General features: G+C 64.7%; 11 protein-coding genes. 7 read left to right on the forward strand and 4 right to left on the reverse strand.

Annotated features, from left to right (window positions below):
* On the forward strand, positions 1-592 hold a 592-nt coding region (locus B5520_RS09000; protein WP_254865527.1), incomplete at its 5' end, for an HNH endonuclease signature motif containing protein.
* Positions 593-852: 260 nt separating this feature from the next.
* Here B5520_RS09000 and B5520_RS09005 read toward each other — a convergent pair.
* A complete protein-coding gene (locus B5520_RS09005) occupies positions 853-1,689 on the reverse strand; it encodes a putative protein N(5)-glutamine methyltransferase (RefSeq protein ID WP_079596731.1) in 837 nt (278 codons plus the stop codon).
* A 195-nt stretch (positions 1,690-1,884) separates the two neighbouring features.
* Between B5520_RS09005 and B5520_RS09010 the strand changes: the two genes are divergently transcribed.
* Both B5520_RS09010 and B5520_RS09015 read left to right on the forward strand, forming a co-directional pair.
* On the forward strand, positions 1,885-2,931 hold the full coding sequence (locus tag B5520_RS09010) for a lactonase family protein (RefSeq protein WP_079596732.1): 1,047 nt from the start codon (positions 1,885-1,887) through the stop codon (positions 2,929-2,931).
* Positions 2,932-3,431: 500 nt separating this feature from the next.
* Positions 3,432-6,305: an alpha-amylase family glycosyl hydrolase gene (locus B5520_RS09015; protein WP_254865528.1), complete on the forward strand. Its 2,874-nt coding sequence runs from the start codon at positions 3,432-3,434 to the stop codon at positions 6,303-6,305.
* Positions 6,306-6,426: 121 nt separating this feature from the next.
* On the opposite strand, the gene malQ is transcribed toward B5520_RS09015, so the two are convergent.
* Both malQ and B5520_RS09025 read right to left on the reverse strand, forming a co-directional pair.
* The gene (gene malQ, locus B5520_RS09020; protein ID WP_079596734.1) at positions 6,427-8,682 is read right to left on the reverse strand and encodes a 4-alpha-glucanotransferase; all 2,256 of its coding nucleotides are present in this window, start codon (positions 8,680-8,682) and stop codon (positions 6,427-6,429) included.
* 174 nt (positions 8,683-8,856) lie between these two features.
* A complete protein-coding gene (locus tag B5520_RS09025) occupies positions 8,857-9,888 on the reverse strand; it encodes a LacI family DNA-binding transcriptional regulator (protein WP_079596735.1) in 1,032 nt (343 codons plus the stop codon).
* Positions 9,889-10,096: 208 nt separating this feature from the next.
* On the opposite strand from B5520_RS09025, the gene B5520_RS09030 reads away from it, so the two are divergent.
* From B5520_RS09030 to B5520_RS09045, 4 genes are all read left to right on the forward strand, one after another.
* A complete protein-coding gene (locus tag B5520_RS09030) occupies positions 10,097-11,410 on the forward strand; it encodes an ABC transporter substrate-binding protein (protein ID WP_079596736.1) in 1,314 nt (437 codons plus the stop codon).
* Positions 11,411-11,474: 64 nt separating this feature from the next.
* On the forward strand, positions 11,475-12,401 hold the full coding sequence (locus B5520_RS09035) for a carbohydrate ABC transporter permease (RefSeq protein ID WP_079596737.1): 927 nt from the start codon (positions 11,475-11,477) through the stop codon (positions 12,399-12,401).
* Positions 12,398-13,228: a carbohydrate ABC transporter permease gene (locus tag B5520_RS09040; protein WP_079596738.1), complete on the forward strand. Its 831-nt coding sequence runs from the start codon at positions 12,398-12,400 to the stop codon at positions 13,226-13,228. The genes B5520_RS09035 and B5520_RS09040 overlap by 4 nt, the downstream gene beginning before the upstream one ends.
* Positions 13,229-13,307: 79 nt before the next feature.
* Positions 13,308-15,890 carry a glycoside hydrolase family 78 protein gene (locus B5520_RS09045; RefSeq protein ID WP_079596739.1) on the forward strand — a complete coding sequence of 861 codons (2,583 nt, stop codon included), beginning with the start codon at positions 13,308-13,310 and terminating at the stop codon, positions 15,888-15,890.
* Between the two features lie 134 nt (positions 15,891-16,024).
* Here the strand turns inward: B5520_RS09045 and B5520_RS09050 are convergent, their stop codons facing one another.
* Entirely contained in the window at positions 16,025-16,759 is a 735-nt protein-coding gene (locus B5520_RS09050) for a GAF and ANTAR domain-containing protein (RefSeq protein ID WP_079596740.1), read from the reverse strand.
* Positions 16,760-16,848 lie beyond the last annotated feature (89 nt).

The raw sequence follows: 16,848 nt of genomic DNA on the forward strand, positions 1-16,848 counted from the left end.
AACCACAGACACAGCCACCGGACCCCGCACCACCCCACGCCCCGGAACACCCACAGACACCGGCGCAAGGGCCACCAGCACGACGACAAACACCAGCAACGCAACCGGGGCCGGAAGTGAAACGGGCGCTTACACCAGCGCCCGGGCCGGGACCGGGGCGTTCGTGTTCACCGGACCCGTCGCCGCCGCCACCCTGCGCAAAATCGCCTGCGACGCCGACATCATCCCCGCCCTCCTGGGCACCAACGGCGAAATCCTCGACCTCGGCCGCAAAACACGCCTCTTCACCGCCGCCCAACGCCTCGCCCTCACCGCCCGCGACCAAGGCTGCACCTTCCCCAACTGCACCATCCCAGCACCCTGGTGCGAAGCCCACCACATCACCTACTGGTCACACGGCGGACCAACCACCACCACCAACGGCGCGCTCCTCTGCACACACCACCACCACCTCATCCACAAAGAACAATGGACTATCACCACCACCCACGGCACCCCAACATTCATCCCCCCACCCCACATCGACCCCACCCAAAAACCCCAACAAAACCACTACTTCAAACCCCCACCACCACCCCACCCCAGGGAATAAAGCGGGGAGCCCGAAGGAGCAGTCGGGTGACGTCGCGCGCCGAAACAGATGACTGATTCCGCTGACCGCAAAGGCCCGCGTTGAGGCACGGCACCGGAATCATCCCAAGTGGGCGGTAATGGGAGAGCGAGCGTGACATGTTATCCGGGGAGCTGAACTCCAACCGATGCCGTTCCTTGGATATTCGGAGGAGATGCCCCTCCCTGAATAGGTGTGCGTGGAGGACATGTACCGAACACTGCCGGGAGGAAACCCCGGAACTAGCGCGGCAGTGCTGCGGCAAAGTCAGGCAGCGCCCCAACAACAACCGTGCCGTCCAACTCCTCTGAGCGGACGATCCTCACTGTGAAGCCCGCAGCAGACACAATCGAGGCGGTTGCCAAGGCCTGCTGCTCACTCGTTTCGATAAGAAGATGACCTGCAGGACCAAGCCATTCGGGAGCAGCAGCGGCCAACCGCCGGTGGACGTCGAGACCGTCCGCACCGCCGTCAAGGGAAAGTCTTGATTCATGGAGCCGGGCTTCCGGCGGCATGGTCCGGATGGCCTTGGTAGGAACATAGGGTGCGTTGACGGCGAGCACTTGCACGCGGCCGCGAAGCAGCAGCGGAAGTGCTCCGAAGAGATCGCCCTCGTGTACGTGGCCGCCCATAGGCTCGACGTTTCCTCTGGCACACCTGACAGCGACGGGGTCGATGTCCGCGGCGTGCAGCTCGAGCCCCGGGATACGCATTGCAAGGGCAGCGGCCACTGCCCCCGACCCACAGCAGAGGTCGAGCACCACACGGGGTTGCGAAGCACCAGCGGCCTCAAGAATTACGGCCGCCTCGTTCACCAGCAATTCGGTTCTGCGGCGCGGCACAAAAACGCCGGGTTCCACCATGACGCGCCGTCCGGCAAACCAGGCCCAGCCCAGGATGTACTCCAGCGGGATGCCGGCGACCCTGCGTCGGACGTCGTGGGCCAGATCGATTGGGTTGGAAGCCTCGGCAATGAGGAGTCCCGCCTCCTCCTCGGCGAAAACGCAGCCGGCGCGCCGCAGTTCGGAGACGATACGGGCAAAAGCAGGGGAAGCGGTAGATGATTCAGGAGCCGGCATGGAACGCCCTTTCGGTGAGCCGATGGGCACCCCGCACATGATCTAGGCCAAGCGGACCGGACAGCGGTGGAAGGGTGAACCCGAAACTGGTACAGCGGTAATCGGACTCACCTCCTTCTGCCGTGGCTGGAAATTCCATGCTAACGGACGCCGGGTTGCACCCGAAGGAAGCAGAATTATTGGCAGGATGGAACCATGACCTCCGCCACGGACGACACCATCATCTGGACCGGCACCTACACCCCGGACGGAGGTGGCCGGGCCGAGGGCATCGGCGCCCTCCGCGCGCACCAGGACGGCAGCCTTGAATGGCTGGGCACCGCTGTGGCCGCGCAGTCGCCGTCGTTCGTTGCCGTGCACCCCACGGTGCCCGTTGTGTACGCCGTGGCGGAGCAGCGGAAGATGGTTCAGGCCTACCGCAGGGCTGGAGAGTTTGGCCTGGAGCCCCAAGGGGCACCGCAGCCGGCAGGCGAGGCCACCTGCCATGTTGCCGTTGACCCACATGGACGCTTCGTCACCGCCGCCTGCTGGGGCGACGGCCAAGTCCTTCTCTACGAGCTGGATTCCGACGGCGGCATAACAGGGCGCTTCCCCGCCCCACCGTCGGCGGACCCGCATGCCAGCCTTTCTCCCGGCGAACCACGGCAAAGCCGGGCCCATGCCAGCCTGATGCTCCAGGATGGACGCATCATGACCACTGATCTGGGCCATGACATCCTTCGCGTCTGGAACTATGTGCCCGGCAGAGGCCTGGTCGCGGACCACGAAGTGGCCCTCCCGTTCGGCAGCGGCCCCCGGCACCTGGTGCAGCACTCGAGCGGCAGCGTCTTTGTGGTCTCCGAGTACTCCGTGGAGGTCTTCATCGTCCGGCCCGAAGCGGGCACCTTCGAACTTGTATTCCGGGGCCCGGCCACATCGGGCGGCAGCCAGCAGGGCGACTCCGCGGCCGAGATCTGCCTCAGCCAGGACGGCAGCTACGCCTATGCCGGCGTCCGCGGCACCAACATCATCAGCACCCTGGAGGTCGGCGCCGGCGGCACCGAACTGCTGCCTGTGCAGGACACACCCAGCGGCGGCGACTGGCCCCGTCATCACCTGGTGCGGGGAACGTGGCTGCATGTGGCCCATGAACGCTCAGACAACGTTGCCTCCTTCGCCCTGGACCCGGTCACCGGACTGCCCGGTCCCGTGATCCACGATGTGCACGCGCCATCGCCCACTGCCTTGGTCCCCGCCAGCTGATTGCCCGCCCTGCCGCTGGTTCGGACGGCGCTGAAAGCAGACGTGCCGATAGTCCGGACGGGTCTGACAACAGGCTCAACACTGGTGAGCATCCCACCGCGGAAGGTCATTACCTAAACGCTGGAGTTATCCGGTGCAAGCGCTTACAGTTGTGACGTGGTTCACAAGTCAGCATGTTGTCTTGTGAACCTGGCATCCTCGCCGCACAACCTTGCCACCGCAAGCCTGTACAGCAGCGCCGCTCTCCAGGAAAGGTCTCAACCTTGATATTTCGCACCCCATCCAGCGCGCCCCCGTGTGCAAAAACAACAGCACGCCACCCCGGAACTCCAGCGCGCACAGCCGCTTTCCGGTCGGCAGCAGGGCTCCTCGCAGCAGCTGTCGCCGTTTCCGCCGCAGTAATTCCCGCCCAGGCTGCCCCCGGTACAAAGGATCCGGGTTCGGTAGCCGCGACCCACTCACTCCGTGCCCCTGTCACTGACGAAAACTTCTACTTTGTCATGGCGGACCGGTTCAGCAACGGCAGCACCGCCAACGATCAGGGCGGCCTCGGCTCCGATCCCATGGTGTCCGGTTTTGATCCAACCAAGAAGGGCTTCTACAACGGCGGAGACCTCGCAGGCCTCCTGGACAAGATCGACTACATCCAGGGCCTGGGCACCACCTCCATCTGGCTTACCCCCAGTTTCAAGAACAAGGCCGTCCAGCCGGAGGACAAGTCCGCCGGCTACCACGGCTACTGGATCACCGACTTCACCCAGATCGATCCGCACCTGGGCACCAATGCCGAACTGAAGACGCTCATCGATGAGGCCCACGCCCGCGGCATGAAGGTGTACTTCGACATCATCACCAACCACACTGCCGACGTCATCGGTTACGAGGGCCCCGATGGGAAAGGCGCGCGCAAGGGCTACACCTCCAAGGATGAAGAGCCCTACAGGACCGCGGACGGCGAGGAGTTCGATGACCGTGACTTCGCAGGCTCTGACAGCTTTCCGAAGCTCGACCCCGCGACGTCCTTCCCCTACGTTCCGGTCCTGCAACCGGGAGAAGAGGACCTCAAAGTTCCGGACTGGCTGAACGATCCCACGCTCTACCACAACCGCGGCGACACCACCTTTGCAGGCGAGGACGCCTACTACGGCGACTTCTTCGGCCTGGATGACCTCTTCACCGAGCACCCCACCGTGGTGGACGGCATGAAGGACATCTACAAGACGTGGATCCGCGACTTCGGCGTGGACGGCTTCCGGATCGACACCATGAAGCACGTCAACGACGAGTTCTGGCAGGAATTTGGCCCGGACGTCCTGAACTATGCCAAGGAACAGGGCAAGGAGGAGTTCTTTATGTTCGGCGAGGTCTTCGACACCAGCAAGAGCTTCACCTCGCAGTTCACCACACGGAACCAGATGCAGGCAGTGCTCGACTTCCCGTTCCAGGATGCCGCCCGAAACTTCGCCTCGAAGAGCCAGGGCACGAAGAGCCTGGAGACCTTCTTTGCCGGCGACGACTGGTACACCGACGCCGATTCCAACGTCTACCAGCTGCCCACCTTCCTGGGGAACCACGACATGGGCCGCATTGGAAGCTTCATCGCAGCGGACAACCCCGGGTCAACCGATGCAGAGCAGGTGACCCGCGACCAGCTGGCCCACGAGCTGATGTACTTCTCGCGCGGCAACCCGGTGATCTATTACGGTGACGAGCAGGGCTTCACGGGCCCCGGCGGGGACCAGGACGCCCGGCAGACGCTGTTCGCCAGCCAGGTTCCGGAGTACCTCGACGACGACCTGCTGGGAACCGACGCCACCCACGCGACGGACAACTTCAACACAAGTCACCCCCTGTACGCCAAGATCAGGGAGCTGGCCGCCCTGACGAAGGAGCATCCCGCGCTGCGGGACGGCGCCCACCAGCACCGCTACGCATCCGAGGGTGCCGGAATTTATGCCTTCTCCCGGACGGACGCCGAAGACCAGCGCGAGTATGTGGTGGCACTGAACAACAGTGAGCAGGCCCAGACGGCGGAGGTGCCCACCTACATCACCAAGCGCAACTACACCCGGGTGTACGGGAATGGGGCAGAGGAAGCCAAGACCTCCGCAGACGGAAAGCTGACGGTCACCGTCCCGCCGCTTTCCGCCGTGGTGTACCAGTCCTCAGGCAGGATTCCGCACTCAAAGGACGCTCCCGCCGTCGTCCTCCAGGAGCCGGCCGCGGCGCCCGGTGACAACGGGCGCCTTAAGGTGACGGCCGACGTCGGCGGTTCCTCGTTCTATGAGGTCACCTTCGAAGCGAAGAAGGCAGGCGGGGACTGGCAGGCGATCGGCACCGACGACACGGCGCCCTACCAGGTGTTCCATGATGTGGCGGACTTGAACGCCGGCACTGCTGTGGAGTACCGCGCCACCGTGCTGGACAACGGCGGACACACGGCCACGAGCAGGCCGCGCACGGCAAGCGTTCCTGCCCCGGTGCTGACCCTGCAGAAGCCCGTGGAAGGCAGCAGCGCCAAGGGCACGGTGGAACTCAGCGCCACCGCCGACCCGGAGAAGGCCAGCCATGTGGTGTCCTTCGAGCGCAGCGTGGGCGGCGGTGAGTGGACTGCCGTCGGAACCGACGATTCGTCGCCCGTCTACTCGGTAACAGATGACGTGTCCCGGCTGGCGGACGGCATCACTGTGCGGTACCGCGCCTCCATGACAGGAGCCGGTTTCAACATGGTCAGCGACGTGCGGACCGTGACAGTGGGAGACGCGCCGCAGCCGGACTCTGTGACCGTGGCCGGATCCATGAACCAGCTGATGGGCTGTACCGAACCGTGGCAGCCATCCTGTACACAGGCCATGCTGAAGCTGGACCCCGCGGACAATATCTGGCGCCTGACGGTGGACCTGCCAAAGGGACAGTACGGGTACAAGGCCGCGCTTAACGGCACCTGGGATGTGAGTTACGGAGCCGGCGGCTCGGCCGGCGGAGGGGACATCGTGCTTGACCACCCCGGGGGCACAGTGACGTTCCGCTATGACAACAGCACGCATGTCATCAGTGCCGTGTATGCATCCCAGCAGCCCTCAGCCGTGGCCGTGGCGGGCAGCCTCAACAAGGCATTGGGCTGCGCCACGGACTGGGAGCCCAGCTGCGACCAGGCCCAGCTCACCCTGGACCCGGCTGACCTCGTGTGGAAACTGACCGTCGGGAACCTTCCTGCGGGCAGTTACGAGTTCAAGGCAGCCCTGAATCGTACCTGGGACGTCAGCTACGGCGCGGGCGGGGTGTCCCCCGGGGCCAACATTCTGTATGAGCACGACGGCGGACCGGTCACCTTCCGCTACGACCACGCCACCCACATCATCACGGCGGGTTAGCTAGCCGGAACAGCAGTAACGTAGGCCCGCTTCTACAAGCAACGCGGGGTCACTTTTGGCCGCTCCGACGCATCGGCACGGGCGAAAAGTGACTCCGCGTTGCTGTGTGTCCTCTCTTGGCCTATGGGTGCAAGGCCTCCTCCACCGCCGCGAGGAGCGTGTTGAACCGCGCGTTGGCGGGAAGGTCGTCAAGGAACACTGGCCTGCCGTCCGGTCCACCCAGCGGAACCTGCCAGTTGGGGTAAAGGGCTTCCGTGGTTCCGGGCTGGTTCTGTACGCGCCGCTCCCCCACCGCATCCACGAGTGCCACGCCAAGCAATACCGACGGCGTCTGCGTCAGCAGCAGGTGCAAAGCTTCGATGGTCTGCTCTTCAGACGCGGAAGATCCGCCGCCGGCGCCGCCGTCGGGCAGGTAGCCCCGTTCCCGCAGCAGGGCGAGCATTTTCTCGAGGGACGCGTTGTGCTCGGCGCGCTCCTCCGCTTCGGAGCGCTCCAGCAGGCCAAGCCGGCTTCGCAGGGCCACATGGTCCCCGGCGAGGTACCCGGCGGTGGGCGGCAGGTCGTGCGTGTTGACGCTGGCAAGCGCCTGCGTGCGGTACTTTTCGGGCGCAAGGGGCGAATCGCCGTCGTACTCGAACCAGAGGATGGACGTGCCCATGATGCCGCGCGCGGCAAGGTAGTCCCGCACCCACGGCTCGAAGGTGCCCAGGTCCTCGCCGATCACCACGGCGCCGGCGCGGTGCGCTTCGAGTGCGAGGATGCCAATCAGTGCCTCGTGGTCGTAGCGGACGTAGGCGCCGTCGCCGGGGGCATTGCCCACCGGGATCCACCAGAGCCGGAACAGGCCCAGGATGTGGTCCACGCGGATGCCACCGGCATGCCGCAGCACCGTGGCCAGCATGTTCCTGAACGGCGCGTAGCCGGCCTCGGCCAGGCGGGCGGGATGCCATGGCGGCTGGCCCCAGTCCTGGCCCTGCTGGTTGTACATGTCCGGCGGCGCACCAACACTGGTGGCGGGAGCCAGCACGTCATGCAGGGTCCAGGCGTCGGCGCTGCTGTGGTCGACGCCGACGGCCAGGTCATGGACCACGCCGAGGCGCATTCCCGAGCGCAGTGCAGTCCGTTGGGCATCCTCAAGCTGCTCGTCGCAGATCCACTGCAGCCAGCGGTGGAAGCCAATCCGGTCGGCGAGTTTTTCACGGAGGGCCTCGGCCTCCGGAGTGCCCAAGGCACAGGCGGGATCCTTCCACAGCGGATCATCCGGGGCGAGGTCCTCGCGGATGGCCGACCAGAGCGCAAAGTCGTCCAGGCCACTGCCCGAAATTCGGCAGAAGTCATCAAAGGCGGCCTGCCGGGCCGGCGACCGGCGGGTGTGGTACAGGAGTTCGAGGGCCTGCAGCTTGGCGGCATAGACCGCGTCCCGGTCCAGCCGGTTGGCGTCCTTGTTCAAGCCGGCCACCTCCTCATGGAGCCGCTCCACCAGGGCGCGCTTGCGGGGTTTGAGGTAGGCCAATTCCGGGATGGCTTCGATGCGGATGTACAGCGGGTTAAAGAACCGCCGCGTGGACGGCGAGTACGGCGAGGGCTGGACGGGCGGCACCGGTTCGGCAGCATGCAGCGGGTTGACCAGCACGTAGTCGGCACCCCGGGCACCGCTCAGCGCAGCCAGGTCAGCCAGGTCCGCGAAGTCGCCGATCCCCCACGACCGCTTGGACCGCACCGAATACAGCTGCGTTGCGAGGCCCCAGCCGCGCCGTTTTTCCAATGCTTTGGCAGTTTCCAGCTTCGCGGGAACCACCACCAGGGTGGTCGACGCGCTGGTGCTTTCGGATTCGGCGTGAAGCGTGTGCCAGCCCAGCGGCAAGTCCTGCGGAAGGGCAAAAGTGGCGCGCCCGACGGACACGCCGTCCACGTCGCGGGGCTGCGTTAAGACATCCTGCTGCACAGCTTTCCGGCTGCCCGCCCCTCCTTCGAGCGTGATGGTGAGGTCCGCCATGGCACCCTCCTGCACATGGACCGGAACCTGCGCGGGTTCACCCTGCTGGATCACGACGGCGGGAGGCAGCATCCGCCGCCAGGGCGCCAGCTCCGCTTCCGCAAGGGCTGCCTGGATCTGCTGGTTCGTGTGGGCCTGGACGCCAAGGGCAGCCAGGACTTTGATGAGCGTTTCTTCGGCAACGGCATGGGGCAGACCGTCCCAGCCCTGGAACGAGGTGCCCACTCCGTGCGCGTCGGCCAGCTGTTGGAGGAGGTGGGAGTCCACGGCCCCACGTGCTTCAGCGTCTTGGGCAGCACTTCCGCGGGCACCGGCAGGACCATTCGGTGGATCCACCGGCATCCCTGGCCGTGGTGCGTGCTGCTGGTCTGAAGCCGTCATGCGTGTCCGCCTCGTCTGGTGTGATGGGCCCGAACTTACAGTGCTGCTTGTTGTACCGGCGTTTGCACCCCGCGCACAACCGTTGGTTCAGATTATTGCAGGGCGGCACGGAGACGAAACCGGGCCGCTTCACACCCGGGCTTTCAGCCGTCGTGCCGCAACCTTCCGCTGCGCCTAGCCGGCGTCCGGCGCCGGCCCGGTGGTCCTGCGGATCATCAGCGTCGGCTGGACCAGTGCGGCTTGGGGCTCCTGGCGTCCTTCGATCCGCTCCACCAGGAATTTCGTGGCCAGGGTGCCCATTTCGAACCCGGACTGGTCCACGGTGGTGAGGGCAACCTGTGGAAGAGATGCAGCACGGGCGTTGTCGTAGCCGACCACCGAAAAGTTCTCCGGAATGGGCAGACCCAGCTCGAAGAACCGGGCAAGCACACCGAACGCTGCCATGTCGGTTCCGGTATGCACGGCAGTAGGCGGAGTGTCGCGCTTGAGCATGAAATCAACGGCTGCGGCGCCGCCTTCGTGGTTCCACCGCGATTCGATCACATCCACCTCCTTCTCCAGGCCGTTGCGCACCATTGCCTGAACGTAGCCATCGGCACGAACCGACTGCGGCATGGTGCTCTCGTTCTTCTCCCGGCCGACGTGCTTCAGGTGCGCAATCCGGCGGTGGCCAAGGGACACCAGATGGTCAACAATCAGGGCACTGCCGGCGATGTCGTCACTGGCAACCGTGTCATAACCCTGGCCCGGGCCGTGGCGCCCGAGCACCACGGTGGGGGCGCTTCTGCCGATTCTCTCCAGCTCTTCCTCGGGGCCGAACGGGGCAATCAGTACCAGCCCATCCATCTTCCTGTCCAGCATGGCATCGATCATCTGCTGTTGCTGGGCCAGCCCCATGTCCGCCTCGCCGATGAACACCTGGTAGCCGCGGCTCTCCGCTTCAGCACGGATGCCTTCAATCAGGACGGTGACGAACGTATTGGAGAGATCCACGACGAAGACGCCCAGGGTGAAGCTCCTGCCGCGCATGCCGCGCGCCAGGGCCGAGGGGCGGTACCCCAAGGCTTCCATCGACTCCTCGACGCGCTTTTTCATAACGTCGCTCACGCCGTACGCGCCGCGGAGGACCTTGGAGACAGCAGCACGCGAGACACCCGCGTGCTCGGCAACATCACTGATAGTTGCCCGCTTCTGCTGCCCGTTCACAACGTCCCCATCCGATTGGTTTCTAAAGAAATTGTAGACTGATCTACGAAAATCCCTTGCGCCTTGGACGTGGCGTGGCTTACATTAAAAACGTAGACCGATCTACAAGAAAACTCCCGGCAGTCATCCCTCAGTAATTGGATTGCAATGACTGCTTTGAAACGTTCCACAGGACCTGTAGGGCCTGCGGCTTTACGAGGAGGTAAAGATGAACACCACCCCTAAACGGCGCTGGCCCGTAATCGCCGGAAGCGTGACGGCGGCAGCGCTGATCCTCACCGGCTGCTCCGCCGGCGGAGGCGAAAGCAGCGATGCCAAGACCATTACCTGGCTCGTCGACAACACCGAGAACACCATCACCTACGCGGAAAAGCTCGCCGAAGACTTCAACGCAGCCAACCCGGACATCAAGGTCGAAATTGAAACCCGGCCCCAGGGTGGCGACGGTGACAACATCGTCAAGACGAAACTGGCCACCGGCGATATGGCTGATGTGTTCTCTTACAACACCGGATCGCTGTTCCAGCAGATCAACCCGGAGCAGAACCTGGTGCCCCTTACCAGCGAGCCCTACATGGATAACGTGTTGGATTCCTACAAGCCGGTCGTCACATCCGGCAGCGAGGTCTACGGTGTCCCGGTGGGAACCGGCTCGGCCGGCGGCGTCATGTACAACAAGAAGGTCTACGAACAGCTGGGCCTTTCCGTACCCAAGACCTGGGACGAATTCATGGAGAACAGCCGGAAGATCAAGGACGCCGGCATCGATCCGATCATCCAGACGTACCAGACCACGTGGACATCCCAGCTGTTCGTCCTGGGCGACTTTGCCAACGTTGCCGCGGCCAATCCCACCTTTGCGGAGGACTACACGGCGAACAAGGTCAAATACGCTACCGACCCCGCCGCCATCAAGGGCTTCGAACACCAGGAGGAAGCCTTCAAGGCCGGTCTTTTCAATGAAGATTTCGCCTCTGCCACCTATGCCCAGGGCCTTGAGAAGCTGGTCAACGGGGAAGGCGCCCATTACCCGATCCTCAGCTTCGCGCTGCCCGAGATCCAGGTCAGCTACCCGGACAAGATCAATGACCTGGGCATCTTCCCGCTTCCTAGTGATGACGCATCCAAGAACCCGTTGACCGTCTGGCTGCCCGGCGGCGTTTACCTGCCCAAGTCCACCCAAAACGTGGAGGAAGCCAAGAAGTTCCTGGCCTTCATTGCCAGCAAGGAAGGCTGCGATTCCCAAACCGAAGCCGTGGGCGCAAACGGCCCCTATCTGGTGGAGGGGTGCGACCTGCCTGATGATGTCCCGGCTGCGGTGAAGGACATGCTGCCGTTCTTCGAGGACGAGAGCAAGAACAGCCCGGCCCTCGAGTTCCTTTCCCCCGTCAAGGGCCCGGCCCTGGAACAGATCACCGTCGAGGTGGGTTCGGGCATCCGTTCGGCCAAGGACGGCGCCGCCCTCTACGACGAGGACGTCAAGAAGCAGGCTCAGCAGCTGAACCTGCCCGGCTGGAACTGACCTCCGCCACCAACCCTGCCGTCCGGGCCGCACGCCGGCCCGGACGGCAACTGGAGATACTGACATGACAACCAACACCACCGTGGCCGCTCCTGCCGGGCGGACCCTGACAGCCGCGGCACCCAAGAGGCGCCAGCGCAAGTCGTCCTACCCCTACTGGTTCTACCTGCCGGCCGCGCTCGTCTATACAACCCTGTTTCTGGTTCCGACCTTTGCCTCGTTCTTCTTCAGCTTCACGCGCTGGAACCTGACCGAGTTCACGTGGATCGGCATGGACAACTTCGTCCAGTTCTTCTCGGAACCGGCGCTCCTCAAAGGGCTGACCAACACCTTCATCTACGGCGTGGTGACCTCCACGCTCAAGGTGGTCCTCGGAATGCTGCTGGCGGTGCTCCTCACCTCGCAGATTATTGCCCGCGGCTACCTCCGTTCCGTGATCTTCTTCCCCGTCCTGCTCAGCAGCATCGGCGTCGGCATTGTCTTCACCGTGCTGATGGACCCCTCCCGGGGCATGATCAACGAAGCGCTCGCCGTCGTCGGCATCGAGGGCCCGAAGTGGCTCACGGACCCTGCCTGGGCGCTGATGTCGGTAGCCTTCGTGGACGTCTGGAAGGGCGTTGGCCTCGCGACCGTTATCTTCATCGCAGGCATCGTGTCCATTCCGCAGGAGTATTTCGAGGCCGCCAAAGTTGACGGCGCCAGCTCATTCAAGAGCTTCTGGAATATCACCGTGCCGCTGGCCCGTCCCGCAACCGCAACCGTCATCATCCTGTCCCTGATCGGCGGGCTGCGTTCCTTCGACCTGATCTGGGCCATGACCAAGGGCGGCCCTGGCTTCACCTCGGACGTCATCGCCTCGGTGATCTACAAGCAGTACCAGGCGGGCTTCTACGGGCTCTCCACCGCCGGCAACGTGGTTCTGTTCCTGATTGTCACGGCCGTCATCGTGCCCCTGTCCATGATCCTGAACCGCAAGGAGGTAGAGGCATGACCGCCGCCCTGAAGCGCTACGGCGTGGGAATCCTGGCCATCGCCGTCACCGTGGTGCTGTTTGTCATCCCGCTGCTCTTTATGGCCCTGACCGCCATGAAGGACCGCCGGGAAGCCAACAAGCTCGAATTTTCCTGGCCCACCAACTTCGCCCTGATCGAGAACTTCCAGGAAGTCCTCTCCGCCCGCAGGTTCATGCTGGTCACGGCCTTCATCAACAGCACCATCCTCACCGTCGCCAGCGTAGCCATCATGGTGATCCTGGCGGCCATGGTTGCCTGGGTACTGCAGCGCCGCCGCAGCCGCTGGAATCCGCTGATCAATTTCCTGATCCTGTCCGGCCTGATCATCCCGCCTGCCGTGGTGCCCACCATCTGGGTCCTCCAAGGACTGGGGCTGTTCAAGACCCTGCCCGGCCTGATCCTCATCGAAGTCGCGTTTGGATTGTCGTTCTGCATCATGCTGTTCCGGGCGTTCATCTCCACCATTCCCCGTGAACTGGACGAGGCTGCGGTCATTGACGGGTGCGGGCCCGTGCGGCTCTTCTTCCGGGTGATCTTCCCGCTGCTGCGCTCGGTGATCGTCACGGTGATCGTGGTGCAGTCCGTGGCCGTCTTCAACGATTTCCAGCACCCGCTCTACTTCCTGCCCGGGGACGCCAACGCCACTGTCCAGCTGACCCTGTTCAACTTCCAGAGCCAGTTCACCACCGCCTACAACCTGCTCTTCATGAACATCCTGCTGATCACCATCCCGCCGCTGGTCATGTACCTGTTCTTCAACCGCCAGATCGTGGCCGGAATGACTGCCGGCGCCGTCAAGGGCTAGGACCCGGACCCCTTACACCAACTCCGCGGTGGCCCTGCCGCCGCCCCCACGTTCATCACCCCTGCATGGAAGAGGCCTTATGTCTGCCACCGTCCAACCGGTGACCTGCGAGCATCTTCCCGGTGCCTTGGGCATCGGGACCGCAACACCCCGTATCTCCTGGAAGACCCGCGCCGAGCCCGGCTGGGCCCAGTCCGCCTACCAGGTGTCCGTGACCTCGGCGGCGGGCACCTGGCTCAGTGAGCGCATTGAGTCGCAGGATTCGGTGCTTCAGCCGTGGCCAGCCCGGCCGCTCGGTTCCGGCGAGCGCGCGGACGTCAGCGTGCGGCTTTGGGGGGAGGCAGATAAGGCGCCCGGCCCCTGGAGTCCCGCCGCCGCCGTCGAAACCGGCCTGCTGTCACCTGCTGACTGGACGGCAACCCCCATCACCCCTGCCTGGGATGAGGACCCGGATTCGGACCGGCGTCCGCCGCTGCTGCGGCGCGGTTTCACGCTGTCCAGGCCGGTGGCGTCGGCCCGCCTGTACGTCACCGCGCACGGGCTGTACGAAATGGAGGTCAACGGAACCCGGATCGGAAGCGACGCCTTCTCCCCCGGCTGGACCGTGTACGGCAAACGGCTGCGCTACTACACCTACGACGTCACGGCCCAGCTCGCCGAGGGCGAGAATGCCATGGGCGCCTGGCTGGCAGATGGTTGGTATCGCGGCCGTTTCGGCTTCCACGGCGGGCACCGGAACCTCTACGGGGACAAGGTGGCGCTGCTGGCGCAGCTGCATGTCACGCACGACGACGGCTCCGTCACCATAGTGGGAACGGACAGCGAGTGGAAGGCCGCCTTCGGGCCCATCCTGTTCACCGGCCTGTACGAGGGCGAGGACCACGATGCCCGCCAGCTCCCCGCGGGCTGGAGCAGTAAGGGGTTCGACGACGGCGGCTGGCAGCCCGTTGCCGCCGTCACCAGGGACCCTGCCACCCTGGTGGCTCCCGAAGGTCCTCCGGTCCGGTGCACCGATGAAGTGAAGCCGGTGAACGTCTCCACGTCGCCGTCGGGGAAGCTCATCCTGGATTTCGGGCAAAACCTCGTGGGCAGGCTTCGGATCACTGTCCACGGCGAAGCAGGCGCCAAAGTCACCTTGCGCCATGCCGAGGTTCTGCAGGACGGCGAGCTCTACACGCGGCCGCTGCGGGGAGCAGCCGCGACGGACGTCTACACCCTGGCAGGCGGAGCACCGGAAACGTGGGAGCCGCGCTTCACCATCCACGGCTTCCGGTACGCCGAGATTGAGGGCTGGACCGGCGGGGACGTCGCCCAAAACGTCGTGGCCCGCGTCTACCACACCGACATGGAACGCACCGGCTGGTTCGAGTGTTCCGACGCCGGCCTGAACCGGCTGCACGAAAACGTCCGCTGGAGCATGAAGGGTAACTTCGTGGACATCCCCACCGACTGCCCGCAACGCGACGAGCGCCTGGGCTGGACCGGGGACCTCCAGGTTTTCGCTCCCACCGCCACCTTCCTCTATGACTGCTCGGGCATGCTCTCCTCGTGGCTCAAGGACGTGGCCGCCGAACAATCGCCGGACGGGACCGTTCCCTGGTACGTTCCCGTCATTCCCGGCGGGGACTACTGGACGCCCGTGCGGCCCGGTGCGGTCTGGGGCGACGTCGCGGTCCTCACTCCGTGGGTCCTCCATGAACGGTTCAACGATCCCGGGATCCTGGCTGACCAGTACCCCAGCGCGAAAGCGTGGGTGGACCTGCTGGACAAGCTGGCCGGAGACAGCCACTTGTGGAATACAGGTTTTCAGCTGGGTGACTGGCTGGACCCCAGCGCCCCGCCCGAAAAGCCGAGCGAGGCAAAGACCGACCGCCATCTGGTGGCGAGCGCATACTTTGCCTGGTCTGCCCGTCACCTTGCCAAAATGGCCGGCGTCCTGGGCAAGTCCGGGGATGAGCTGCACTACCTGGAGCTGGCGCGGGCTGCGGCTGACGCCTTCGCCGCTGAGTACATCCTGCCTGATGGCCGGATGACCAGCGACGCACAGACCGCGTACGCGCTGGCTATTGTGTTTGACCTCTTTCCCACTGTGGAGCTCCGGCAGCTCGCCGGGAAGCGGCTGGCCGGGCTGGTGCGGGAAGCCGGCAACCGGATCGCCACAGGCTTCGCCGGAACCCCGGTGATCACCGACGCGCTGACCCAAGTGGATGAGCTGGAAACTGCGTACGATCTGCTGTTGGAGAAGGAGTGCCCCTCCTGGCTCTACTCAGTAGAACAGGGAGGGACCACCATTTGGGAACGGTGGGATTCGCTGCTTCCCGACGGCACCGTCAATCCCGGCGAAATGACGTCCTTCAACCACTACGCGCTGGGCGCGGTGGCGGACTGGATGCACCGCTGCGTCGCCGGGTTGGCGCCCATGGAGCCTGGATACAGGCGGATCCTCTTCCGGCCGCAGCCCGGCGGCGGCCTCACCTGGGCCTCGGCGGCACATGAAACCCCCTACGGACGGGCCGCCATTTCATGGCGCACCACTGCTGCAGGCCTGAGCGTAGAGGTTGAGGTGCCCACCGGAACCACTGCACGGGTGGAGCTGCCCGGGCAGGAACCTGTGGAGGTCGGCTCCGGAAGGTTCGACTACACGGTGGCCGCAGTCTCCTAAAGGTGCTGCCGCACCTGTAGCGCCGTCCGGTTGGAACCGGAGCTGCTATCCGCAGCGCCGGTTCCAGCCGGACTTCCTCCATGCCCTCCCGTTGAGGGCTCCCAGTGTGTGGTTCAAGGCCCGCAGTGCGCGGTTCAGGGCTCGAAGTGCGTGGTGACCGCTCCACCATTCACCCGCACCAGGATGTCCGCCGCCAGTTCCCGGAGCTTCTGGTTGCGGTGGCTGGACGCCTTGGTGAGGAGCGCCATCGCCTCTTCCTGGGAGCAGCGGTTCTGGGCCATGATCACGCCACAGGCGAGGTCGATGGTGGTGCGGTGTTCCATGGCTGCCGTCAGGTCATCGGCAAGGTTCTGCGCATCGGCAATCTTCAGGGCCAGCCGGAGTGCACGGCCGGCGAGGTCCGCAAAGCCTTGTGCCGTGGAGATGACGGCATCGGAGAAGACCCCGGGTTCGGAAGCAAAGAAGTTCAGCGCGGCCGACTGGTGCTGGTCCAGTTCCAGGGGAACTCCCAGGGCGCTGCGGCAGCCGTGTTCGGCGAGGACTTTCCGGTACTGCGGCCAGCGCGGTTCCGTGTCCACGTCTGCCAGGACAACGGGCTTCATTATCTCCAGTGCGGTCAGGCAAGGCCCTTGGCCCAGCGCCTGTTCCAGCTCGTCCAGCTCGCGTGCGCGGTCGCTGTTGCCCGCAACCGTGGTGCTGCGCTTGCGCCGCCGGAGCGTGACGCCGCATTCGATGACCGAACCGGCGGATTCGGACACAGATGACGCCGCCACCGTGGACAGCTCGCCGAGGAAGCCGTTCACGTTGGTGCTGCCGATTATCAGGTCGTGCAGCTTAGCGAACTGCTCGTCAGAACTTGGGGTGGCCATTCCCCAATATAAGCCTGGGGACGGGCTCGGCGCGCGCCATAAAACGTCATCGCGGCACTTCATGGTTACTCCGTGCGTCGAAAAGAGAA

The sequence above is a fragment of the Arthrobacter sp. P2b genome (genome assembly GCF_900168295.1).
GTDB lineage: Bacteria > Actinomycetota > Actinomycetes > Actinomycetales > Micrococcaceae > Arthrobacter.